The organism is Pseudomonas lalkuanensis (genome assembly GCF_008807375.1).
GTDB classification, from domain to species: Bacteria; Pseudomonadota; Gammaproteobacteria; order Pseudomonadales; family Pseudomonadaceae; genus Metapseudomonas; species Metapseudomonas lalkuanensis.
The window spans coordinates 5,089,231-5,112,913 of record NZ_CP043311.1; the positions used below are offsets into that span (position 1 = coordinate 5,089,231).

The window sequence follows — 23,683 nt, forward strand, 5'->3', positions numbered from 1 at the left end:
AACAAAAACTGCTTCCAAAGCAGCGCCAGTACTGGTTGGGTCACGGAATGATCACGGCACCATCAGCGTCCAAAGCAATCCGTTTGCTACTAACCCTCGATTGGAGGGCATATCCAGAGGTGAAATACCTGCTGGAACGGGTCGAACAACAAAAACACCAAGCCCGAAACAATAAAAACAAAGCACGCACCAATTTGGGGGGGAGCTTCGGCTCCCCCAGTAGCTTTGGTTCCTTTCAGACCTTTTCTTCTCCATCCCCCCTCCCAGTGCTAGAATCCGCGGCCATCGTGCGCCCATATCCTTTTCTGGCCGTCCATTCCGCAAAACAGTGCATCCCATGCTGAAGAAGCTGTTCCAGTCTTTCCGTTCGCCCCTTCGCCGCGCCCAGCATCCGCGCAGCACTCCCGAAGTACTGGGCAATAATCAGCATTCGCTGCACCGTTCGGGCATCAGTCGCAATGCCGTGCTGGTCGTCGATCGCCTGCAGAAGGCTGGCTACCAGGCCTACGTCGTCGGCGGTTGTGTCCGTGACCTGCTGCTGAACCTGCGCCCCAAGGACTTCGACGTGGCCACCAACGCCACACCCGAGCAGGTGCGCGCCGAATTCCGCAATGCGCGGGTGATCGGCCGCCGCTTCAAGCTGGCCCATGTGCAGTTCGGCCGGGAAATCATCGAGGTCGCCACCTTCCGCGCCAACCACCCGCAAGGGGAGGAAGAGGAAGACAGCAACCAGGCCTCGCGCAACGAAAGCGGCCGCATCCTGCGCGACAACGTGTACGGCAGCCTGGAAGACGACGCCCAGCGTCGCGACTTCACCATCAACGCGCTGTACTACGACCCAACCACCGAGCGCATCCTCGATTACGCCCACGGCGTTCACGACATCCGCAACCGCCTGGTGCGCCTGATCGGCATTCCCGAGCAGCGTTACCAGGAAGACCCGGTGCGCATGCTCCGCGCCGCGCGTTTCGCCGCCAAGCTGGACTTCGAGATCGAGAAGCACAGCGCCGCGCCCATTCGCCGCCTGGCACCGATGCTGCGGGAAATCCCCTCGGCGCGCCTGTTCGACGAAGTGCTCAAGTTGTTCCTTGGCGGCAAGGCCGAGCGCACCTTCGAACTGCTGGTGGAGTACGACCTGTTCGCCCCGCTGTTCCCGGCCAGCGCCGCAGCCCTGGAACGCAACCCCGAATACACCGGCCGCCTGATTCGCCAGGCGCTGATCAACACCGACGAGCGCATTCGCCAGGGCAAGCCCGTTACCCCGGCCTTCCTCTTCGCCGCCCTGCTCTGGCCGGCCCTGCCCGCCCGCGCCGCGCAACTGCAGGAACGCGGCATGCCGCCGATCCCGGCGATGCAGGAAGCGGCCCATGTCCTGATCATGGAGCAGGTCCAGCGCACCGCCATTCCCAAGCGTTTCAGCATCCCGATCCGTGAAATCTGGGACATGCAGGAGCGCCTGCCGCGTCGTAACGGCAAGCGTGCCGACCTGCTGCTGGAGAATCCGCGATTCCGCGCCGGTTACGACTTCCTCCTGCTGCGCGAAAGCGCCGGCGAGAAGACCGACGGCCTGGGTGACTGGTGGACGGACTACCAGGACGCCAGCGACAGCCAGCGCCGCAACATGATCCGCGAGCTCAATACCAAGGACGAGCAACAGCCCAGTGGCCAGCGCCGCCGCCGTGGTGGCAGCCGTCGTCGTCGCGGTCCGCGCAGCGAAGGCGCACCCGACAATTCGGGCGATTGATCATGGAGCGCGTGTATATCGGCCTCGGCAGTAACCTCGCGGAGCCCGTCAGCCAACTACGCGGCGCCCTTGCGGCCCTGGGCGAACTGCCTGGAACGCGCCTCGCGGCGGTGTCCTCGCTCTACACCAGCGACCCCCTCGGCCCACCGGACCAGCCCCGCTACGTGAATGCCGTGGCGGCCCTGGATACCGAACTGGCTCCGCTGGAATTGCTGGACGCCCTGCAAGCCATCGAGCTGGCGCAAGGGCGTGTACGCAAGGATGAACGCTGGGGTCCGCGCACCCTGGACCTGGATATCCTGCTGTTCGGCCAGCATCGGCTCGATGACCCTCGGTTACAGGTTCCGCACTACCACATGCACGCCCGCGCGTTCGTGCTCTATCCCCTGGCGGAGATCGCCGAAGACCTGCAACTGCCCGATGGGCGCCCGCTGCAGGCCCTGCTGGCAGCCTGCCCATTCGAAGGCCTCGAGCGCCTCCCCGACCTGGCGGTAACGCCGTAACAGGTCGGTAACACCTGCAATTGACTTCATGCCCCCCCATCGGGACTATAGGCGTCCCGTTGCCCCGCGCCGGTGCAAACCGGCGCCGATGAGGACGTTTTCATGCCCGATGTGACCCTGACCACCCTGCAAGAGCTCAAGCTGAAAGGCGAGAAGATCGCCATGCTGACAGCCTACGACGCCACCTTTGCCCAGGCAGCCTGCCAGGCCGGCGTGGATGTGCTGCTGGTGGGCGACTCCCTTGGCATGGTCCTGCAGGGCCATGACAGCACCCTGCCGGTCAGCATGGCCGATATGGCCTACCACACCGCCGCCGTGAAACGCGGTAACCAGGGCGCGCTGATCATCAGCGACCTGCCGTTCATGGCCTACGCCAACCTCGAGCAGACCTTCGCCAATAGCGCCGCCCTGATGCAGGCCGGTGCGCACATGGTCAAGCTGGAAGGCGCCGCCTGGCTGGCCGACCCCATCCGCCTGCTGGCCGAGCGCGGTGTCCCGGTCTGCGCTCACCTGGGCCTGACCCCGCAAGCCGTGAACATCCTCGGCGGCTACAAGGTCCAGGGTCGCCAGGAAGCTCAGGCGCGCCAACTGCGTGCTGACGCCATGGCCCTGGAACAGGCCGGCGCCGCCATGCTGCTGCTCGAATGCGTACCCAGCGAGCTGGCCGCCGAAATCACTCAGTCGGTGAAGATCCCGGTGATCGGCATCGGCGCGGGTAGCGCCACTGATGGCCAGGTGCTGGTCCTGCACGACATGCTCGGCCTGTCCCTCACCGGCCGCGCGCCCAAGTTCGTGAAGAATTTCATGGAAGGCCAGGCCAGCATCCCGGCTGCCCTGTCGGCCTACGTCCGGGCCGTCAAGGATGTGACCTTCCCCGCTGCCGAACACGGATTCTCCGCATGATCACCGTCAAGACCGTCCGCGAACTGCGTGCCGCCGTCGCCCGTGCGCGCAGCGAAGGCAAGCGCATCGGCTTCGTGCCCACCATGGGCAACCTCCACTGCGGACACGTCGCCCTGGTGGAGAAGGCCAGCCAGCGCGCCGATTTCGTGGTTGCCAGCATCTTCGTCAACCCACTGCAGTTCGGGCCGAGCGAAGACCTGGCCAAGTACCCACGCACCCTGGTGGCCGACCAGGAGAAGCTGGTGGCCGCAGGCTGCCACCTCCTGTTTCACCCGGACGTGGAAGAAATGTACCCGGACGGCATGAACGGGCAGACCCGCGTCAACGTCCCGGTGGTTTCCGAAGGCCTCTGCGGCGGTAGCCGCCCGGGCCATTTCGAAGGCGTGGCGACTGTGGTCAGCAAGCTGTTCAACATGGTCCAGCCCGACCTCGCTGTCTTCGGCGAGAAGGATTTCCAGCAATTGGCGGTAATTCGCAAGCTGGTGCGCGATCTGAACATGCCGATCCAGATCATGGGCGAGCCCACGGTTCGCGCCGAAGATGGCCTGGCCCTGTCGTCGCGCAATGGTTACCTGGACGACGCCCAGCGCGCCGCCGCACCCGCTCTGTACCGTACCCTGCAGCAGATGGCCTCTGCCATCCGTGCAGGCCGTCGTGACTTCACCACGCTGGAACAGGAAGGCCAGGCCGAACTTGCCAAGGCCGGTTTCCGCCCCGACTACCTGGAAGTCCGCGAAGCGCTGAACCTGCGCCCCGCAGGCGACAAGGACCAGCAGTTGGTGATCCTGGGTGCCGCCTTCATGGGCAACACCCGCCTGATCGACAACCTTGCCTTCAACCTCGACGCACACTGACCGACGCCCGTCGCAGCCTTGAACCCCCTCTGGGGTTCGGGCAAACTCTGCCGCCGCCCGCACCCTGAGGAGGAAAAGCCATGCACGCCATCATGCTCAAGGCCAAACTGCACCGTGCCGAAGTCACCCACGCCGTGCTCGACTACGAAGGCTCCTGCGCCATCGATGGTGATTGGCTCGACCTCTCCGGTATCCGCGAGTACGAACAGATCCAGATCTACAACGTCGACAACGGCGAGCGTTTCACCACCTACGCCATCCGCGCCGAGAACGGCTCGCGGATGATCTCGGTGAACGGCGCCGCGGCGCACAAGGCCAAGGTAGGTGATCGCGTGATCATCTGCGCCTACGCTCACTACAGCGAAGCGGAACTGGCCAATTTCAAACCGCGTATGCTGTACATGGCTCCGGGCAACGAAATCAGCCACACCAGCAACGCGATTCCGGTACAGGTCGCCTGAGACCGGAAAGCCGCATGACCCGAAGCCCGGACCTTTCCGGGCTTTTTCTTAAGTCGCACACAGGTACGCCATGGACCACCACCTGACGCCGCTCGATGTCACCCAACTGCCCACCTGGAAGGGGCTCCGCCAGCATCGCCAGGACCTTGCCGGCTTCAGCCTGCGCCAGGCCTTCGCCGAGGACCCGGAGCGCTTCAAGCAGTTCAGCCTGAGCGCCTGCGGTCTGCTGCTGGACTTCTCGAAGAACCTGGTCCGCGCCGATACCCTGGAACTGCTGGTCAAGCTGGCGGAGGAAGCCCGGCTCGACGACGCCATCAAGGCGATGTTCCGTGGCGACGTGATCAACGCCTCGGAGCGCCGTCCGGTGCTGCACACCGCGTTGCGCCGCCCCATCGGCGACAAGGTCCGGGTGGAAGGCACCGACGTGATGCCCGAAGTGCACCGCGTGCTGCACCAGATGACCGAGCTGGTGGGTTCCGTGCACAACGGCCTGTGGCGCGGCTACACGGAAAAGCCCATCACCGACGTGGTGAACATCGGCATCGGCGGCTCCTTCCTCGGCCCGCAGCTGGTGTCGGAAGCGCTGCTCCCCTTCGCCCAGAAAGGCGTGCGCTGCCATTACCTGGCGAACATCGACGGCAGCGAATTCCGCGAACTGGCCTGCCGCCTGAACGCCGAAACCACTCTGTTCATCGTCTCCAGCAAGTCCTTCGGCACCCTGGAAACCCTCAAGAACGCCCAGGCTGCCCGTGCCTGGTACCTGGCCCAGGGCGGCAGCGAGGAGGAGCTGTACCGGCACTTCATCGCCGTTTCCAGCAACAAGGAAGCGGCGGTGGCCTTCGGCATCCGCGAAGAGAACATCTTCCCCATGTGGGACTGGGTCGGCGGGCGTTATTCCCTGTGGTCCGCCATCGGCCTGCCGATCGCCATGTCCATCGGCATCTCCAACTTCAAGGAGCTGCTGTCCGGCGCCTACAGCATGGACCAGCATTTCCAGAGCACGCCGTTCGAGCGCAACATCCCGGTGATCCTCGGCCTGCTTGGCGTCTGGTACGGCGATTTCTGGGGCGCCCGCAGCCACGCGATCCTGCCCTACGACTACTACCTGCGTAACTTCACCGATCACCTGCAGCAGCTGGACATGGAGTCCAATGGCAAGAGCGTGCGCCAGGACGGGACCCCGGTCACCGCCGGTACCGGCCCGGTGATCTGGGGTGGCGTCGGTTGCAACGGCCAACATGCCTACCACCAGTTGCTGCACCAGGGCACCCAACTGATCCCGGCGGACTTCATCGTCCCCGTGTCCAGCTACAACCCGGTGGCCGACCACCATCAGTGGCTGTTCGCCAACTGCCTGTCCCAGAGCCAGGCGCTGATGCTCGGCAAATCCCGCGAGGAGGCCGAGGCCGAACTGCGCGCCAAGGGCCTGCCGGAAGAAGAAGTGCAGCGTCTGGCGCCGCACAAGGTGGTGCCCGGCAACCGTCCGAGCAACACCCTGGTGATGGAACGCATCAGCCCGCGCCGCCTGGGCGCACTGATCGCCATGTACGAGCACAAGGTCTACGTGCAGAGCGTGCTCTGGGGCATCAACGCCTTCGACCAGTGGGGCGTGGAACTGGGCAAGGAGCTGGGCAAGACCGTCTATTCACGCCTGACCGGCCAGGACGAAGCCCAGGCCGAGGATGGTTCGACCCAGGGCCTGATCGACTTCTTCCGCGCACGTCACCGCGGCTGATCCGTATCGCGAATGAATTCGCTCCTGCAGGCTGAATTGCACTTGTGGGAGCGAATTAATTCGCGAATCCCTTTCTACCGGCAGAACCGCTGCCGATACTCGCTCGGCGTTACCCCCAGCGCGTGAATGAACGCCCGGCGCAGGTTGTACTCGCTGCCGAACCCGCTCTTCTCCGCCGTACGCTTGAGCGACGGCGCGCCCTGCTCCAGCAATCGGCAAGCCTCTTCCAGTCGCAACTGGAACAGCAGTTTCGCCGGCGTCACCCCCAGTTCCGCCTGGCAATGCCGGTGAAGCGTCCGTGGCGATACCGCCACCTTCGCAGCCATCACCTCGATGTCCAATGCCTCGTGCAGTCGACCGCGCAACCACTGGACCAGCTTCTCCAGCACACCTCCCGGGGGTGCCTGCTGCGCCAGCAGTTCCGCACTGAACTGCCGCTGGCCACCGGGCCGGCGCAGGTACATCACCAGCCCCTTGGCCACTTGCAGCGATACCGCGCGGCCATGGTCCTCCTCCACCAGGCTCAGGCAGAGGTCCATGCCAGCCGTTACCCCGGCCGAGCTGTAGAAGCGCCCGTCGCGGACGAACAGCGCATCTTCCTGCACCAGCAACTTCGGAAACAGCCGCTTCAGCAACAGGGCGTACTTCCAATGGGTCACCACCGGGCGGCCATCGAGCAAGCCGGCCTGGGCCAGCAGAAAGGCCCCTGTGCACACCGAACCGCAACGTGTCGCCAGGGTTGCCGCGTCCTTGAGCCAGCGCGCCAGCGCGCCCTGCGCCATGGCCCGTTGCACGCCATAGCCACCCGCCACAAGCAAGGTGCACCCGGCCAGGCTGGCCGGTTCCGGCAGGGATTCGGTCATCAGCTCCAGTCCGGTGCTGGAGCGTACCAACCCACCGGTAACGGAGATGCCCTGCAAGGCGTAGGCAGGACCTGTCTCCGTCGGCAAGTGGCCGCTGACAGCGGCGAACACTTCTGCCGGGCCGCTGGCATCCAGCAGTTGGAAATCGGGAAAGACCACTAGCAGCACGCGATGGGGTTGTGACATCGGGGAATACTCGAAAGCTGGATTGGCAGATATTCACTGATAGCTGTCATTCCTGACACTCGCCTGCGCGCCAGACTGGAATCCCCGCTCCGGAGAAAACCCATGCGCACGCTTCTGCTGCTCCTGACGCTTTACCTTCCCCTGCTCGTCCAAGCGGGCGCACTTGAGTCCTACAAGCCACGATTCGGTCGCGAACAGCCGCTGGTGGCCGTGGTCGGCGAGAACCGCATGACCGAACTGGTGGATTACCTGGTGCCCTTCAGCCTGCTCAGCCGCGCCGGGGTCGCCGAAGTGGTCGCCCTGTCCACCCGTGAGGGCCCGCTGCAGATGATGCCGGCGCTGAGGGTCGAGGCGCAGGTGACCACCGCCGAGTTCGAGCAGCGTTATCCACAGGGCGCCGACTATCTGATCGTGCCCGCCGTGCACCACAGCGACGACCCGGTGCTCACCGCTTTCGTGGCCGGTCAGGCTGCACGGGAGGCAACCATCGTCGGCATCTGCGATGGCGTGCTGGTCCTGGGCCACGCCGGTTTGCTTCACGGCCGCCAGGCCACCGGCCACTGGTATTCGAAATCAAGGCGCGAGGCGGACTTTCCCGATACCCACTGGCAGGTCGATCGCCGCTACGTGGTGGACGGCAAGCTGGTGACCAGCTCGGGCGTCAGTGCCGCCCTGCCGGTATCCCTGGCGCTGGTGGAAGCCATCGCCGGACCGCTGAAAGCCGAAGCCCTGGGCCGGGAGATCGGGCTGACGGGCTGGTCTCCCGCGCACAACAGCCAGTCCTTCGCATTCGGTGCTGGCGGCTACCTGACCGCGGCGGCCAACCACCTCGCCTTCTGGCGCCACGAAACCCTCTCCCTGCCCCTGCAGCCGGGCCTGGACGAAGCGACCCTCGCCTTGCGTGTGGATGCCTGGGCCCGCAGCTTCCGCACCGAGGTGCTGGCCAGCGGCAATGGGCCGGTCCGCAGCCGCCACGGCCTGACGTTGCTGCCGGACGCCCCGGCCGAAGGAATGCCGCTGCTCCCGGACAAGGAGGCAGCCCCCGGAAAAGTGCTGGACGAAGCCTTGGCCGGGATCGCCGCACGCTATGGCGACGCCACTGCCGCCTTCGTCGCCGCCCAGCTCGAATATCCGCGCCACTGAACGATCCGGCGGGCCAGGGGCTCAAAACTCCATGGACAACCCTTGAACCCTGCGATGGCTTGGATGCACCCTTGTGGGTATCTCGGCTACACAACAACAAGGACCCGCCATGTACGAGATCAGCCTTCACCCCGTGCCAGACGCCGTGCGCAAGCAGGCGCTCATTGATAACGATGCCTACCAGCGCCTGTACCAGCAGTCCGTCGAGCAGCCCGAGCTGTTCTGGAGCGAGCAGGCCACCAGTTTCCTCACCTGGTTCCAGCCCTGGGAGCAGCTGCACCGCAGCGACCTCAAGAAGGGCGAAGCCGAGTGGTTCAAGGGCGGCAAGCTGAACGTCGCCTACAACTGCATCGACCGCCACCTGGAACAGCGCGGCGAGCAGGTCGCCATCATCTGGGAAGGCGACAATCCCAGTGAGTCCGCGCAAATCACCTACCGCAAGCTGCACAGCCATGTCACCCGCCTGGCCAACGTCCTAAAGAGCCGTGGGGTGAAAAAGGGCGACCGCGTGTGCATCTACATGCCGATGATTCCCGAAGCGGCCTACGCCATGCTCGCCTGTGCGCGCATCGGTGCCGTGCATTCGGTGGTGTTCGGCGGCTTCTCCCCGGACGCCCTGCGTGACCGCATCCTCGACGCCGACTGCCGTACCGTGATCACCGCCGATGAAGGCGTGCGCGGCGGCAAGTACGTTCCGCTGAAGCAGAACGTCGACAAGGCGCTGAAGGACTGCCCGAACGTCTCGTCGGTGCTGGTGGTGCAGCGCACCGAAGGCAAGATCGACTGGCAGGAGGGGCGTGATCTCTGGTACCACGAGGCCCTGCACGGCGTCAGCGAGGACTGCCCGCCAGAATGGATGGACGCCGAGGACCCGCTGTTCATCCTCTACACCTCCGGCTCCACCGGCAAACCCAAGGGCGTACTGCACACCACCGGCGGTTACCTGCTGGGTGCGGCGATGACCCACAAGTACGTGTTCGACTACAAGGACGGCGAAATTTTCTGGTGCACCGCGGACGTGGGCTGGGTCACCGGCCACAGCTACATCGTCTACGGCCCGCTGGCCAACGCCGCCACTACCCTGATGTTCGAAGGCGTGCCCAACTACCCGGATGCCTCGCGCTTCTGGCAGGTGATCGACAAGCACCAGGTGAACATCTTCTACACCGCCCCGACCGCCATCCGCGCCCTGATGCGTGAAGGCGAGGCACCGGTGAAGAGGACCTCCCGAAGCAGCCTGCGCCTGCTCGGCAGCGTCGGCGAACCGATCAACCCGGAAGCCTGGGAGTGGTACTACAACGTCGTGGGTGACTGCCGTTGCCCCATCGTCGACACCTGGTGGCAGACCGAAACCGGCAGCATCCTCATCACCCCGCTCCCAGGCGCGACCGCCCTCAAGCCCGGCTCGGCCACCCGCCCGTTCTTCGGCGTGCAGCCGGTACTGCTGGATGAAAAGGGCAAGGAAATCGAAGGCGCCGGCTCCGGCGTGCTGGCGATCAAGGCCAGTTGGCCGAGCCAGATCCGCAGCGTCTACGGCGACCACAAGCGGATGATCGATACCTACTTCTCCGCCTACCCCGGCTATTACTTCACCGGCGACGGCGCCCGCCGCGACGAAGATGGCTACTACTGGATCACTGGCCGCGTCGACGACGTGATCAACGTGTCCGGCCACCGCATCGGTACCGCCGAGGTGGAAAGCGCCCTGGTGTTGCACGATGCCGTGGCCGAGGCCGCCGTGGTGGGCTATCCCCACGACCTCAAGGGCCAGGGCATCTACGCCTTCGTCACGCCGATGAAGGGCCTGGAACCCACCGAGGAGCTGAAGAAGGAACTGCTGGCCCTGGTCAGCAAGGAAATCGGCAGCTTCGCCAAGCCGGAGCTGATCCAGTGGGCACCGGGCCTGCCCAAGACCCGTTCGGGCAAGATCATGCGCCGCATCCTGCGCAAGATCGCCTGCAACGAGCTGGAGAACCTGGGCGATACCTCCACCCTGGCCGACCCGTCCGTGGTGCAGAACCTGATCGACAAGCGCCTTAACCAGTAACACCCGCCAAGGCGGCAGCCCTCCCCGGGGGCTGCCGCCTTTCCTTTGGAATCGCCCTCCCCATGGAATTCATCCGCCGCCGCATCGAAAGCCAGATCATCGGCCTGACGGGCCTCGCACTTGGCCAACTCGACTTCGAGAACCCCAAGGGCGACCCCGGCCTGTTCGGCCCGGACTCGGTGACCTGGAAGATCCACGGCGACTTCACCACGATGATGATCGGCGGCATCAGCGCCCTGCTCCTGCAGATGCTTCATCCCCTGGCACTCTCGGGCGTCTGGGACCACTCCAATTTCCGCGCGGACATGCTCGGCCGCCTGCGTCGCACCGGCCAGTTCATTTCCGGCACCACCTACGGCACCCGCAAGGATGCCGACTGGCTGATCGACAAGGTGCGCACTATCCACCTGCAGGTTGCCGGCACCGCCCCCGACGGGCGCCCATACGCTGCCAGCGACCCCGCATTGCTCACCTGGGTGCACGTGGCCGAGGTCAGCTGCTTCCTCAAATCCCACCTGCGCTATCTCAACCCGCACCTGAGCGGTGAAGACCAGGACCGCTACTACGCCGAGATCGCCCTGGTGGCCGAGCGGCTCGGCGCGAGCAATGTGCCGAAGTCCCGCCAGGAGGTGGCGGACTACCTGGAAGCCATGCGCCCGCAACTGTTCTGCGACGAGCGCAGCCTGGAAGTGGTGCGCATCCTCCTCGCCGCACCAGCGCCCAGCGCCGTGGCCAAACCCTTCGGCATCCTGATGATGCAGGCCGGCATCGACCTGATGCCGGAGTGGGCCAGCGCCATGCTCGGCCTCCACCAGCGCCCCTGGCAGCGCCGCGTGGTGCGGGATCTGGTCTGGCGCGTGGCGCCGCTGCTGCGCTGGGCGATGCGCAACGGTGCTGTCCATCGTGCACGCCGGCGCATGGGGTTACCCACCCGATAAGGCTGTGGTCGGACCGACATCACTGTGCGACCATCGCGAGCTGTTCGGTCACAGCCTGACCCAATTCACCGCCGAGAGGACTGATTCATGCACGAGGTCGTAATAGTCGCCGCCACCCGCACCGCCATCGGCAGCTTCCAGGGATCCCTTGCCGGTATTCCCGCGCCCGAGCTGGGTGCCGCGGTGATCCGCCAGCTGCTGGCCCAGACCGGTCTCGCGGGCGAGCAGATCGATGAAGTGATTCTCGGCCAGGTACTCACCGCGGGCAGCGGCCAGAACCCGGCACGCCAAGCCGCCATCCTCGCCGGCCTGCCTCACGCGGTTCCGGCCATGACCCTGAACAAGGTCTGCGGCTCTGGCCTCAAGGCCCTGCATCTCGCCGCCCAGGCCATCCGCTGTGGCGATGCCGATGTGATCATCGCCGGCGGCCAGGAGAACATGAGCCTGGCGCCCTACGTCATGCCCGGCGCACGCACCGGTCTGCGCATGGGCCACGCGAAACTGGTGGACAGCATGATCCAGGACGGCCTGTGGGATGCCTTCAACGACTACCACATGGGCATCACCGCCGAGAATCTGGTGGAGAAGTACGGCCTGACCCGCGAACAGCAGGACGCCTTGGCCGCCGCTTCCCAGCAGAAAGCCGCCGCCGCCATCGAGGCCGGCCGCTTCCGGGATGAGATCACCCCCATCCTCATTCCGCAGAGGAAGGGCGACCCCATCGCCTTCGCCACTGATGAACAGCCCCGCGCCGGCACCACCGCCGAAGCCCTGGCCAAGCTGAAGCCCGCCTTCAAGAAAGACGGCAGCGTCACCGCAGGCAACGCATCCACGCTCAACGACGGTGCCGCCGCCGTGTTGCTGATGAGCGCGGAAAAAGCCAAGGCACTGGGCCTGCGGGTGCTTGCGCGCATCGCCGGCTATGCCAATGCCGGCGTCGATCCGGCGATCATGGGCATCGGCCCGGTCTCGGCCACCCGCCGTTGCCTGGAAAAAGCCGGCTGGAGCCTGGGCGATCTGGACCTGATCGAAGCCAACGAGGCTTTCGCCGCGCAGGCGCTGTCGGTGGGCCAGGAACTGGGCTGGGATGCCGCCAAGGTCAACGTCAACGGTGGCGCCATCGCCCTTGGCCACCCCATCGGGGCCTCCGGCTGCCGCGTGCTGGTGACCCTGCTGCACGAAATGATCAAGCGTGATGCCAAGAAGGGCCTGGCGACCCTGTGCATCGGTGGCGGCCAGGGTGTGGCGCTGGCCATCGAGCGCTAAGCCGATTCTGTAGGTTGGGCTGAGCCCAGCGAAGCCCAACGCGATGATGCCGATTCAGGCCCTTTGTTGGGCTTCGCGGCACTCTGCGCCAACCTACGGCAAAGCCGCTTTGTTAAACTGCGCGCCCCTTTTTGTGAGACGCCGCGCATGTCCCCCGCTCTCCCCCAGGCGCTGCGCGCCGCCCTCGACGCCCGCCAGCCGCTGCTGGCCGAACTCCATGCCCAGGACACCGATTGCTATCGGCTGTTCCACGGCAGCCAGGAAGGCGCTCCCGGCCTGACCGTCGACCGCTACGGCGCGCAATTGATGGTGCAGAGCTTCCACCAGGCATTGGAGCGCGAACCTCTGCTGGCACTGGCTGCTGCAGTGGACGAATTCCTCGGCGAGAAGCTGATGCTGGTCTACAACGACCGCTCCCAGGGCAATTCCCGAGTCGATCGCTGCGACCCGGTTTATCAGGCCGAGCCCGCTGCGCTGGAGGACCTGGTAGGACACGAATGGGGACTGAACTATCGAGTACGTGGCCGTCACCCCGGCCAGGATCCGCTGCTATTCCTCGACCTTCGCAACACCCGTCGCTGGGTGAAGGCCAACAGTGCCGGCAAGTCGGTGCTCAACCTCTTCGCCTACACCTGCGGCGTCGGCCTCTGTGCGGCGGCCGGCGGCGCCAGCGAGGTGTGGAACCTGGACTTCGCCGAGGGCAACCTGGCGGTCGGCCGCGAGAACAGCGCGCTGAACCCGACGCTTGCCCCCATGCACTTCGTGCAATCGGACTACTTCCCGGCCATCCGCCAGTTCGCCGGCCTGCCCATCGCCCGCCGTCATGGCCAGAAACTGCCGAGCTACCCGCGCCTGGAACAGCGCCAGTTCGACCTGGTGTTCCTCGACCCGCCGGCCTGGGCCAAGAGCGCCTTCGGCACCGTGGACCTGCTGCGCGACTACCAGAGCCTGCTCAAGCCCGCGCTCATGGCGACCGCCGCGGGTGGCGTGCTGGTGTGCAACAACAACCTCGCCAAGGTCGCGATGGAGGACTGGCGCGAGCAGGTGCTGCGTTGCGCCAGCAAGCTGGGCCGGCCGGTGCGTGAGTGGCAGCAGCTCTCGCCTGCCGCCGACTTCCCCTCCCGCGACGGACGTCCACCGCTCAAGACCCTGGTCCTGCAGCTCTGAAAACCACGTAGCAACGAGATCCAGCCGTCAGGCGGAACCCGGAGGCCGTGCCATAATCCAAGGCACTCTTTGCCGGGATAGTTGACGCCTCATGTACAAAGGATTGAAACGGGCCGCCTGCGCCCTGCTGATTGTCGTTGCCCTCTACAGCCTGCTTGGCTTTCTGATCATCCCGGGGGTCGCCCTCCGGGTGGCCAACCAGCAATTGGCCCAATACGCCACCGTCCCCGCGCGGCTGGAACGCATCCAGCTCAACCCCTTCAGCCTGGAGCTGACCCTGTGGGGCCTGCACATCGGCGATGACAAGGCCGAGCAGGTGGGCTTCGAGCGCCTCTATGCCAACCTGCAACTGGACAGCCTCTGGTCCGGCGCCCTGCATCTTGCGGAGGTGCAACTGGACAAGTCGACCACCGAGGTGCTGTTCGCCAAGGACGGAACGCTGAACCTGGCCCAGCTGTTCAAGCTGCCCCCCAGCGAACCCAAGCCGGAGGAGCCGGCGGGCAATCCCTTTCCGGTGCGCATCGATCGCATCAAGCTGAGCGAAGGCGGCCTGCACTTCCAGGACCTGCGCCCCAGCGAAGTCATCGAGTTCGTCTACGACTCCCTCAACCTCGAACTGCACAACCTCAGCACCCTGCCCGATGACAATGCCGAGATGTCGTTCGTGGCCACCGGCCCCTATGGTGGACGCATCGACTGGGAAGGCCAGATCAGCCTCGTGCCCCTCACCTCCAGCGGCCAGTTGAAGATCACCGACAGCAAGATGAAGGCCTTCTGGCCCTATGTACGCGACGCGGTGCCCCTGGTCCTGGAAAAGGGCGTGTTGAGCCTGTCCACGGACTACAAGCTGAACCTGGCCAACGGCACCCAGCTCAACCTGGACAAGATCTGGATCAAGGTCGCGCCCTTTGCCATCAAGGCGCCGGACAACCGCCCCCTGGTCAACCTGGAAACGCTGGAAGTCAGCGACAGTTCCCTGGACCTCGCCAAGCAGGAAGTGCTGGTGGGCAAGATCCACAGCCAGAACCTGGAAACCTGGGCTGCCCGCGAAGCCGACGGCCAACTGGACTGGCAGAAGCTGTTCGCCAGCGAGCCCAAGCCCGCACCCAAGGCTGAAGAGAAACCCGCGTCCGGGCAGGCCGAGGCCAAGACGGACGAGCCCGGCAAGCCCTGGGTCGTGCGGCTCAAGGAGACCCAACTGCGCGGCTACAAGGTGCACCTGGCCGACCGGGTACCCAAGGAGCCGGTGCAACTGGAGCTGGGCCCGCTCAACCTGGACCTCAAGGATTTCGACAGTCGCGGCGAATCGCCCTTCAACCTCAGCCTCGACACCGGCCTCGGCAAGCAGGGCAAGGTGCAGGCGATCGGCCAGGTCCAGCTCAAGCCCGTCAACGCGAAGCTGCAGGTACAGACCCGCGACATCGACCTGCGCGTAGCCCAGGCCTACATCAGCCCCTTCGTGCGCCTGGAGCTGCGCAGCGGCCTGCTCGACAGCGACCTCAATGTCGACCTCAAAGGCACCGAGCCGCTGGCCCTGGGCATCACCGGCCGCGCGCTGGTCAATCAGATGCACACCCTGGACACCATCAAGGAACGCGACTTCGTCAAATGGCAGCAACTGCTGGTGGATGGGCTCCGCTACCAGCACGGCGACAGTCTGGTGATCGACAAGGTGAGCCTGAACCAGCCCTATGCGCGCTTCATCATCAACGAGGACCTGACCACCAACGCCAGCGACCTGGTGATCAAGCAACCCGCCGACGCCAATGCCCCGGCAGCCGCCAGCACCCAGCCGGAACCGGCCGGCAAGCCCCTGGGCATCCGCATCGGCGGCATCGAGATCAAGGACGGCTCGGCCAACTTCGCCGACTTCAGCCTGACGCCCAACTTCGCCACCGCCATCCAGCAGCTCAACGGTGAAATCGGCACCCTGGATAACCGTAATCCCAAGCCGGCCAGGGTGGCGGTGAACGGCAAGGTCGACCGCTACGCGCCAGTGACCATCAAAGGCAGCCTGAACCCCTTCGATCCCCTGGACAGCCTGGACATCGCCACCAGCTTCAAGCGCGTCGAGCTGACCACACTGACGCCCTACTCCGGCAAGTTCGCCGGCTACCGCATCCGCAAGGGCCGGCTGAACCTGGACCTGCACTACCAGATCGAGAAGGGCCAGTTGAAGGCCGAGAACCACCTCGTGCTGGAACAGCTGCAGCTCGGCGAACAGGTTTCCAGCCCGGATGCCGTGGACCTGCCAGTGCGCCTGGCGGTCGCCCTGCTGAAGGACACCCAGGGCAAGATCGACATCTCGCTGCCGGTGGCGGGCAACCTCAACGATCCGCAGTTCAGCGTCGCGCCTATCGTCTGGCAGACCCTGCGCAACCTGATACTGCGCGCGGTGCAAGCGCCCTTCAACTTCGTCGCCGGCCTGGTGGGCGGCAGCAGCGAAGACCTCGGCCAGGTGCCCTTCCCGGCCGGCAGCAGCGAGCTGGATGCCGAGGCGCAGAAATCCCTGGATACCCTGGCCGAGGCGCTGAAACAGCGTCCCGCCCTGCGCCTGGAAGTGGAAGGCGCCAGCGCCAGGACCGCCGACGGCCCGCCGCTGGCCGAGCAACGCCTGGAGCGGGAATACCAGAACACCTACTACAAGATCGCCCAGCGCCGGGGCGACAAGGTACCGGCGGAAGCCAGCCAGCTGGAAGTTCCGGAGGACGAGAAAGCGCCTATGCTGGAAGGCATCTACCGCACCCGCCTGAAGCAGCAGCCGCCGGCCGAATGGCAGGACCTGGAAAGGGAGCAGCGCACCGCCAAACTGCGCGAAGCGGTGCTCGCCTCCTGGGCCCAGAGCGACCTGCTGCTGCGCCAGTTGGGCCAGGCCCGCGCCGCCAGCATCAAGGACTATCTGGTTGATCGCGGCGGCCTTGCCGACGACCGCATCTTCCTGCTGGACGTCAGCTTCGTGGACCCCAACCAGGCCGGAGAGGTGATCACTCCGCTGCACCTGGACAGCGAGTAGGAGGCCTCATGCGCATGCTGCCGTTCGCCCTGCTGACCCTCGCCCTGGCCGCTCCGGCCGGGGCGGAGTCCATGCGCTGCGGCAGCAAGCTGGTCAGCCTCGGCGACCGCCCCTTCGAAGTCCTGCAGAAATGCGGCGAGCCAGTGCATCGCGACCTCGTCGGTTACACCCTGGGTTCCTACGACAATCGCGAATTCACCGTGGAAGAATGGGTGTACGGCCCCAACAACGGCATGCTCAGCATCCTCACCTTCGAGGGCAATCGCCTGATTCGCATCGAAACCAAGCGCAGCCGCTGACGCCCCGGGGCGCCAGGTGTAGGCTGTAGCCACCTCCCGCCGAACCTCGGACATTCCCGTGACACGCCGCGTTCTCCTCTGCCTGTCCCTGCTGCTTGCCGTGGGCAATGCCCAGGCCTCTTCCACCCTGCGTTGCAACAGCAACCTCATCAGCCTCGACGACACCACCAGCGAAGTGCTGAACAAGTGCGGCGAGCCGATCAGCCGCGCCGACCTGGGCTTCAAGGAAGTGGTGGACGAGTACTACCGGCGCAACGAGGTGCGGGTCGAGGAATGGGTCTACGGACCGCGCAACGGCATGTACCAGTTCCTCCGTTTCGAGGGCAATCGGCTGCGCAATATCGACAGCAAACGCGGTAACTGACAGCCTCTCGGGCGGAATGCTAGGCTCAGCGCCTTACAGCCCACGGACAGGATGCCCGCCCCATGAAAGCCCTCGCCTGCCTCTTCGCAGCCGCCCTCCTTCTGCCCCTCGCGGCCAACGCCAGCACCTTCCGCTGCGAGAGCAATCTCGTGAGCATCGGCGATCGCGGCGTCGAGGTTCAGCGCAAGTGCGGCGAGCCCGCCTCCCGCGATTTCATCGGCTATTCGGAGACCACCAGCGGGCGCCAGGAGATGCAGGTGGAGGAGTGGGTCTACGGCCCCGCCAACGGCATGTACCACTACCTGAGATTCGTCGGCGGCCGCCTCAGCGAAATCGACAGCAAGCGCAACTGAGCCGCGCGCGATGATCATTCTTCCCGCCGATCAACCCCTGGACTGGCGGCGGCCGCCGGTCATCACCCTGCTGCTGATCCTGCTCAACACCCTGATCTACATCGTCTACCAGGGCGGTGACCAGGCGCGGATCGAAGAGGCCCAGCAACTCTATCTGGGCGGCGGCCTGCTCAATCGCGAGCGCGCCCTGTTCGTCGACCACCTGGCGGAGCGGGAAAAGTTCGACGCCGAGCAGCGTCATGCCATCGATGCGATGCGCCGCCAGGACCTGGCGACCATCATCCTGCGCGACCTGGAATTCGAGGACTGGCTGCACCGCTCACCGGCCTACCAGGCCGATCCCGCCTGGCAACAGGCGCGACAGAAGGCCGAGGCGGCGCGGGACAGGATCAGCGCCCAGCGCTTTGGCTTCATTCCCAACAAGTTCAGCGTCCAGGGGCTGTTCGGCGCCATGTTCCTGCACGGCAGCTTCGATCACCTGCTGGGCAACATGATTTTCCTGTTCATCTGCGGCTTCGCCCTGGAAGCGGCCCTGGGACGCTGGGTCTATCTCGGCCTCTACCTCGCCAGCGGGCTGGCTTCGCACCTGCTCTGGTGGGCACTGGACCCGGTCTGGGTGGCAGGCATCGGTGCCTCCGGCGCGGTATCGGGGTTGATGGGCATGACCATCGGCGTATACGGGCTGCGCAAGATTCGCTTCTTCTACTGGCTGGGCCCGTTGATCGGCTACTTCAAGGCCCCCGCCCTGTGGATATTCCCTGCCTGGCTCGGCAAGGAGCTGTACGGCGTCCTGCTGGCCGAAGACCACGTGAACTATTACGCGCACCTCGGTGGCCTGGCCTTCGGTTTCCTGGCGACCTGGCTGCTGCACCGGGCGGGCTTCCTCAAGGTGGACGAGGCATACCTCAGCAAGGAAGACCCGGACGCTCCCTTCAAGCGCGAACTGGCAGCCCTGGACCAGCTGATCGGCCGCTTCGCCCTCGACCAGGCCGCGCCCCGAGGCCTGGAAATGCTGCAGCGCTACCCCGACCGGCTGGCCCTGCTGGAACGTCTCTATCCGCTGGCCAAGAGCCGTCAGGACAAGCCTCTGCTGGCCGCGGTGCTGAAGCAGCTGTTCGCCCTGCCGGAACAGGCCGCCGCCCTGCCCCTTCTGCACAAGCTGGCGGACGATGTGGCGGACCCGCAGCAGCGCCTGCTGCAGCACCCGGCCGTGCTGCTGCACCTGCTGCAACGGCTGATCAAGGCTGGCGACAGCACCCGCGCCCTGGCGCCATGGCGCCGCCTCTGTCAGGTAACCCCGGTGCCGCCGCAGCTCCCCGGCCTGACGCTGCAGCTCGCCAAGCAACTGGGCCAGCGCCAGGACCTGCGCGGAGTGGGCGAACTCGGCCAGTATCTGCGCCGGGCCTTCCCTGAAGCAGAACAGACCCGGCAACTGGCGCTCTACCAGCAGCACCTGGCGCGCTGAACCCTCGAACGACAAGGCCCCGCACATGCGGGGCCTTGTGCATTTGCCTGGACGGCTGCTACTGGGCGGATTTCAGGCCGTCGGCGGAAACCGCAGTGACACCCTTGATGCTCTTGGCGGTATCGATGGCCAGGTCACGTTCGGCATCGCTCTGCACCGTACCGGACAGTGCGACCACGCCCTGGTTGGTTTCAACCTTGATGTCCATCCCACTGAGGTTCTTGTCGGCCAGGAAGGTGGATTTGACCTTGCTGGTGATCCAGGTATCAGAGACCGCGTCTTCGGCTTTCTGCATGGTCTCGCTGGCTGCCAGCATCGAGTGACCGCTGGTTTCTGCATAGGCGCCGGTCGCGAACGGCAGGCTCATGGCGGCGGCAGTGACAGCGGCAAAGGTCCATTTGGTGAAAGTCTGTTTCATGAGGTGGGTCTCCTCTCTTCTCCGGAACGTCTGCAACGAACTCCTGGTTGCAGGCTCAACAGAAACGTCGCAAGTCCTGTGCCAGCTTCCCGACGACAAGAAAGATCAAATAGATCAATGAGATAGGAAAACAACCAAGAGCCCCGTTGCATGCAGTCTGCACGTTCACCCCACTGCGGCGTTGCAGACTGCACGGTGAAAACGGGCTCAGCGGCCGGCGTTGCCCAGCTTCGCGATGGTGCCCTCCAGGGCACTGACCTGATCCAGCAACGGCGAAGCCGGATAGCGCGCGCGTATATAGGTCAGCAGCTTCTGCGCCGGCTCCAGCTGCCCGAGGCCTTCGGCGAAGCCACGGGCCGCCAGCAGGTAGGCGCGTGGAATGTGCGGGTAGTCAGGGAAGCGCTGGTGCAGATTGCGCAGCAGGCTGAGGGCCTCGCGCACCTTGTGCCGATCAAGCAGTGCGCCCGCGACCTGCTCGCAGACCAGGGCGTCGGCCGGCTGGAAATCGGCCTTGAACTGGCGGGCGTTGAGCAGCGCAGTGGCGGCCAATGCCGGGTTCTGGCGGGCCGCCAGGGGCAGGTAGTGATCCAGATGACGCAGGCAGCGCTCGTAAGCCCCCAAACCAAACAGCAGCTGGTGGTGGCGCTCGTTCAGGCGCAGGTCCTCCGGATCGCGCTGCAGCGCGTTGGCCAGGGTCTCCAGGGCGCCATCGCTCTGGCCTTCCTTGAGCCGGATCTCGGCCTCGGCCAGCGCCCTGCGGCGGCGCCATTCATTCTCCGGCACGCCCTGCTGGGCACCCTCTTCGGCAATGGCAAAACCCAGTGCGCCCTGATACTGGAACACCGCGTAGCCCATCATGCTGCACATCACCACACCGAAATAACCGAAGAGGAAGGTGGCGATGGGCATCAGCACCACCCTGGGCAGGCCGCCGGAGAGCATCCAGGCCACATAGCTGGGGGACTGCCAGAGGATGAAGAGGAAGGCGCAGAGAATCAGGTAACGCCAGCCCATGGCCTTGATCACCTCACCCACCTGGTCGGGGCTCAGGGCCGCGCCCAGTTCCTTGCTCAGCGCCAGGCGGATGATGCTCGCGGGCAGCAGCAGGACGATGGCGATGTTGACCACCCAGAAGATGGTTTCGCTGTTGAAGTCCGCCGCCAGCCAGAGCGCTCCCAGCGCAATGGCGAAGACCAGCACCTGCTTGATGAACAGCGAGAAACCATCGCCGCCGAAGGCGCTCATCAGGCTCGGCGCCTCGCGCACGCCCTCGCTGCTGGACTCGATCACGCTGTGGAAGTACTTGGTGGCCACGCTCAGCAGGATGCTCCAGAGAATCAGCGAACGCGGCATGAACAGGCCGGCCAGGGCCAGCAAGGCACTGAACGCCAGCGAACTGGCCTGCAGGCCATAGGCGAAGAACTGCGGCAGCCGCTCCCAGAACGGCTGGGCGGTATTGGCCGCACCGAGGAAGGTGAGTTCGCGGCGGCACAGGGGGCAGACCGGGCTGTCGTCGGGAGCATCAGCGTTGAGGGGGATGCAGCAATCGCCGAAATGGCGCTGGCAGGGCACGCAGTGCCAGGTCGCGGGTTGGGCAGGGTGGTACTGGCAGAGCGTCTTGTCCATGACTGATCCAGGTACGGTGGCGGTTTGCCATTCTCCAGGCAAAAAAAGAGGGCCCGCAAGGGGCCCTCTCTTCTATTGCGTGACGATTATCAGACGCCGGAAGCTTCGGCAGCTTCCACGTCCTTAATCGACAGCTTGATGCGGCCACGGTTGTCGACGTCGAGAACCAGGACTTTGACTTCCTGGCCTTCCTGCAGAACGTCGGTGACCTTGTCGATGCGCTTGTCGCTGATCTGCGAGATGTGCACCAGACCGTCCTTGCCCGGCAGGATGTTGACGAAGGCGCCGAAGTCGACGATGCGCTCGACCTTGCCCACGTACACCTTGCCGACTTCGGCTTCAGCGGTGATACCCAGAACGCGCTGACGTGCAGCCTCGGCAGCTTCCTTGGTTTCGCCGAAGATCTTCACGCTGCCATCGTCTTCGATGTCGATGGAGGCCTTGGTTTCTTCGCAGATCGAGCGGATGGTGGCGCCGCCCTTGCCGATTACGTCGCGGATCTTATCGGTGTCGATCTTCATCGCGATCATGGTCGGAGCGTTGGCAGACAGCTCGCTGCGGGACTGGGCGATCACCTGGTTCATCTGGCCGAGGATGTTCAGACGCGCTTCCAGAGCCTGCTCCAGAGCGATCTCCATGATCTCTTCGGTGATGCCGTTGATCTTGATGTCCATCTGCAGCGCGGTCACGCCCTTGGCGGTACCGGCTACCTTGAAGTCCATGTCGCCCAGGTGGTCTTCGTCGCCCAGGATGTCGGTCAGGACGGCGAACTTGTCACCTTCCTTCACCAGACCCATGGCGATACCGGCAACCGGCGCCTTCATCGGCACACCGGCGTCCATCAGGGCCAGGGAAGCGCCGCAGACGGAAGCCATGGAGCTGGAGCCGTTGGACTCGGTGATCTCGGAAACCACGCGGATGGTGTAGGGGAACTCGTCACCTTTCGGCAGCATGGCGGAAACGCCACGACGGGCCAGACGGCCGTGGCCGATTTCGCGGCGGCCAGCGCTGCCCATACGACCGCACTCACCTACCGAGAAGGGCGGGAAGTTGTAGTGCAGCATGAAGGCGTCCTTGCGCTCGCCTTCCAGGGTGTCCAGCAGCTGGGCGTCACGGGCGGTGCCGAGGGTGGCGACGACCAGGGCCTGGGTTTCACCACGGGTGAACAGGGCGGAACCGTGGGTCTTGTCCAGCACGCCGACTTCGATCTTCAGCGGACGTACGGTGCGGGTGTCACGGCCATCGATACGCGGCTTGCCGTTGACAATGTTCTCGCGAACGGTGCGGTATTCCAGCAGGCCGAAGGCGTCTTTCACCTCACCAGTCGGGAACTGGCCTTCTTCCTCGCCAGCGAAGCGGGCAACGACCTGGTCGCGCAGCTCGTCCAGGCGGTTGTAGCGGTCCTGCTTGATGGTGATGGTGTAGGCCTGGGAGATGGCCTCGCCGAACTCGGCCTTGATGGCGCCGAGCAGAGCGGTGTTTTCAGCCGGGGCGGTCCAGTTCCAGGCCGGTTTGCCGGCTTCGGCAGCGAATTCCTTGACCGCGGTGATCACGGACTGGAATTCCTGGTGGGCGAACAGAACGGCGCCCAGCATCTGGTCTTCGGTCAGCTCCTGGGCTTCGGACTCAACCATCAGCACGGCGTCTTCGGTACCGGCAACGACCATGTCCAGGGCGGAGGCTTTCAGCTGCTCGTAGTTGGGGTTCAGCAGGTAGCCGGCTTCTTCGTGGTAGGCCACGCGCGCGGCACCGATCGGGCCGTTGAACGGAATGCCGGAGATGGCCAGGGCCGCGGAAGTACCGATCATGGAAGCGATGTCCGGATCGGTCTTCTTGTTGGTGGAGACCACGGTGCAGATGACCTGGACTTCGTTCAGGAAACCTTCCGGGAACAGCGGGCGGATCGGACGGTCGATCAGGCGCGAGGTCAGGGTTTCCTTCTCGGAAGGACGGCCTTCACGCTTGAAGAAACCACCGGGGATACGGCCAGCGGCGTAGGTTTTCTCCTGGTAGTGGACGGACAGCGGGAAGAAACCCTTGCCCGGGTCGGCCTGCTTGGCGCCGACCACGGTCACCAGAACGGTGACGTCTTCGTCCATGGTGACCAGAACGGCACCGGAAGCTTGACGGGCGATACGGCCAGTCTCGAGGGTAACGGTCGATTGACCGAACTGGAACTTCTTGATTACCGGGTTCACGGTGTTTTCCTTCTCTATGTTGCCTTGGGGGAAATCGTGGGAGAGGCGGGAGTCGGACCCGTTTCAATCCCTTAAAAAACCAGAAGCTGGAAAGCCGAAAGCTGGAACGATGTCCAGCTTCCGGTTTTCCAGCTTCC

At 65.0% G+C, this 23,683-nt stretch carries 20 protein-coding genes; 16 read left to right on the plus strand and 4 right to left on the minus strand.

Annotation, left to right across the window (positions count from 1 at the left end; genetic code table 11):
• Positions 1-337: 337 nt before the first annotated feature.
• The 6 genes from FXN65_RS23620 (at position 338) to pgi (ending at position 6,200) form a co-directional block, all read left to right on the plus strand.
• The gene (locus FXN65_RS23620) at positions 338-1,744 is read left to right on the plus strand and encodes a polynucleotide adenylyltransferase PcnB (protein ID WP_151136958.1); all 1,407 of its coding nucleotides are present in this window, start codon (positions 338-340) and stop codon (positions 1,742-1,744) included.
• Positions 1,745-1,746: 2 nt separating this feature from the next.
• On the plus strand, positions 1,747-2,247 hold the full coding sequence (gene folK, locus FXN65_RS23625; RefSeq protein WP_151136960.1) for a 2-amino-4-hydroxy-6-hydroxymethyldihydropteridine diphosphokinase: 501 nt from the start codon (positions 1,747-1,749) through the stop codon (positions 2,245-2,247).
• A 102-nt stretch (positions 2,248-2,349) separates the two neighbouring features.
• On the plus strand, positions 2,350-3,150 hold the full coding sequence (gene panB / locus FXN65_RS23630; RefSeq protein WP_151136962.1) for a 3-methyl-2-oxobutanoate hydroxymethyltransferase: 801 nt from the start codon (positions 2,350-2,352) through the stop codon (positions 3,148-3,150).
• Positions 3,147-4,004, plus strand: coding sequence for a pantoate--beta-alanine ligase (gene panC, locus FXN65_RS23635; protein ID WP_151136964.1), 858 nt, complete (start codon positions 3,147-3,149; stop codon positions 4,002-4,004). Before panB ends, panC begins: the two co-directional genes overlap by 4 nt.
• 80 nt (positions 4,005-4,084) lie before the next feature.
• On the plus strand, positions 4,085-4,465 hold the full coding sequence (gene panD, locus FXN65_RS23640; RefSeq protein WP_151136966.1) for an aspartate 1-decarboxylase: 381 nt from the start codon (positions 4,085-4,087) through the stop codon (positions 4,463-4,465).
• A gap of 70 nt (positions 4,466-4,535) precedes the next feature.
• Complete coding sequence (gene pgi / locus FXN65_RS23645) at positions 4,536-6,200, plus strand: glucose-6-phosphate isomerase (RefSeq protein WP_151136968.1); 1,665 nt, start codon at positions 4,536-4,538, stop codon at positions 6,198-6,200.
• 74 nt (positions 6,201-6,274) lie between these two features.
• Here pgi and FXN65_RS23650 read toward each other — a convergent pair whose 3' ends face one another.
• A complete protein-coding gene (locus FXN65_RS23650; RefSeq protein ID WP_151136970.1) occupies positions 6,275-7,249 on the minus strand; it encodes a GlxA family transcriptional regulator in 975 nt (324 codons plus the stop codon).
• A 102-nt stretch (positions 7,250-7,351) separates the two neighbouring features.
• On the opposite strand from FXN65_RS23650, the gene FXN65_RS23655 reads away from it, so the two are divergent.
• The 10 genes from FXN65_RS23655 to FXN65_RS23700 all read left to right on the plus strand — a co-directional run bounded on the left by FXN65_RS23655 (position 7,352) and on the right by FXN65_RS23700 (position 19,304).
• Positions 7,352-8,392 carry a DJ-1/PfpI family protein gene (locus tag FXN65_RS23655; protein ID WP_151136972.1) on the plus strand — a complete coding sequence of 347 codons (1,041 nt, stop codon included), beginning with the start codon at positions 7,352-7,354 and terminating at the stop codon, positions 8,390-8,392.
• A 109-nt stretch (positions 8,393-8,501) separates the two neighbouring features.
• Complete coding sequence (gene acs / locus FXN65_RS23660) at positions 8,502-10,439, plus strand: acetate--CoA ligase (RefSeq protein ID WP_151136975.1); 1,938 nt, start codon at positions 8,502-8,504, stop codon at positions 10,437-10,439.
• Positions 10,440-10,501: 62 nt separating this feature from the next.
• Positions 10,502-11,377, plus strand: a complete 876-nt coding sequence (locus FXN65_RS23665) for an oxygenase MpaB family protein (RefSeq protein WP_151136977.1) — start codon at positions 10,502-10,504, stop codon at positions 11,375-11,377.
• 87 nt (positions 11,378-11,464) lie between these two features.
• On the plus strand, positions 11,465-12,643 hold the full coding sequence (locus FXN65_RS23670; RefSeq protein WP_151136979.1) for an acetyl-CoA C-acetyltransferase: 1,179 nt from the start codon (positions 11,465-11,467) through the stop codon (positions 12,641-12,643).
• Positions 12,644-12,790: 147 nt separating this feature from the next.
• Positions 12,791-13,810, plus strand: coding sequence for a class I SAM-dependent rRNA methyltransferase (locus FXN65_RS23675; RefSeq protein ID WP_151136981.1), 1,020 nt, complete (start codon positions 12,791-12,793; stop codon positions 13,808-13,810).
• A gap of 91 nt (positions 13,811-13,901) precedes the next feature.
• A complete protein-coding gene (locus tag FXN65_RS23680; RefSeq protein ID WP_151136983.1) occupies positions 13,902-16,823 on the plus strand; it encodes a DUF748 domain-containing protein in 2,922 nt (973 codons plus the stop codon).
• A gap of 8 nt (positions 16,824-16,831) precedes the next feature.
• On the plus strand, positions 16,832-17,122 hold the full coding sequence (locus FXN65_RS23685; RefSeq protein ID WP_151136985.1) for a DUF2845 domain-containing protein: 291 nt from the start codon (positions 16,832-16,834) through the stop codon (positions 17,120-17,122).
• Positions 17,123-17,180: 58 nt separating this feature from the next.
• Positions 17,181-17,486 carry a DUF2845 domain-containing protein gene (locus FXN65_RS23690; protein ID WP_151136987.1) on the plus strand — a complete coding sequence of 102 codons (306 nt, stop codon included), beginning with the start codon at positions 17,181-17,183 and terminating at the stop codon, positions 17,484-17,486.
• 62 nt (positions 17,487-17,548) lie between these two features.
• Positions 17,549-17,839: a DUF2845 domain-containing protein gene (locus FXN65_RS23695; protein ID WP_151136989.1), complete on the plus strand. Its 291-nt coding sequence runs from the start codon at positions 17,549-17,551 to the stop codon at positions 17,837-17,839.
• A 10-nt stretch (positions 17,840-17,849) separates the two neighbouring features.
• Positions 17,850-19,304, plus strand: coding sequence for a rhomboid family intramembrane serine protease (locus tag FXN65_RS23700; RefSeq protein ID WP_151136991.1), 1,455 nt, complete (start codon positions 17,850-17,852; stop codon positions 19,302-19,304).
• 58 nt (positions 19,305-19,362) lie between these two features.
• Here FXN65_RS23700 and FXN65_RS23705 read toward each other — a convergent pair whose 3' ends face one another.
• The 3 genes from FXN65_RS23705 to pnp form a co-directional block, all read right to left on the minus strand.
• Positions 19,363-19,722 carry a BON domain-containing protein gene (locus tag FXN65_RS23705; RefSeq protein WP_151136993.1) on the minus strand — a complete coding sequence of 120 codons (360 nt, stop codon included), beginning with the start codon at positions 19,720-19,722 and terminating at the stop codon, positions 19,363-19,365.
• 207 nt (positions 19,723-19,929) lie between these two features.
• Positions 19,930-21,348, minus strand: coding sequence for a DUF4013 domain-containing protein (locus tag FXN65_RS23710; protein ID WP_151136995.1), 1,419 nt, complete (start codon positions 21,346-21,348; stop codon positions 19,930-19,932).
• An 89-nt stretch (positions 21,349-21,437) separates the two neighbouring features.
• Positions 21,438-23,546, minus strand: coding sequence for a polyribonucleotide nucleotidyltransferase (pnp, locus tag FXN65_RS23715; protein ID WP_151136997.1), 2,109 nt, complete (start codon positions 23,544-23,546; stop codon positions 21,438-21,440).
• Positions 23,547-23,683 lie beyond the last annotated feature (137 nt).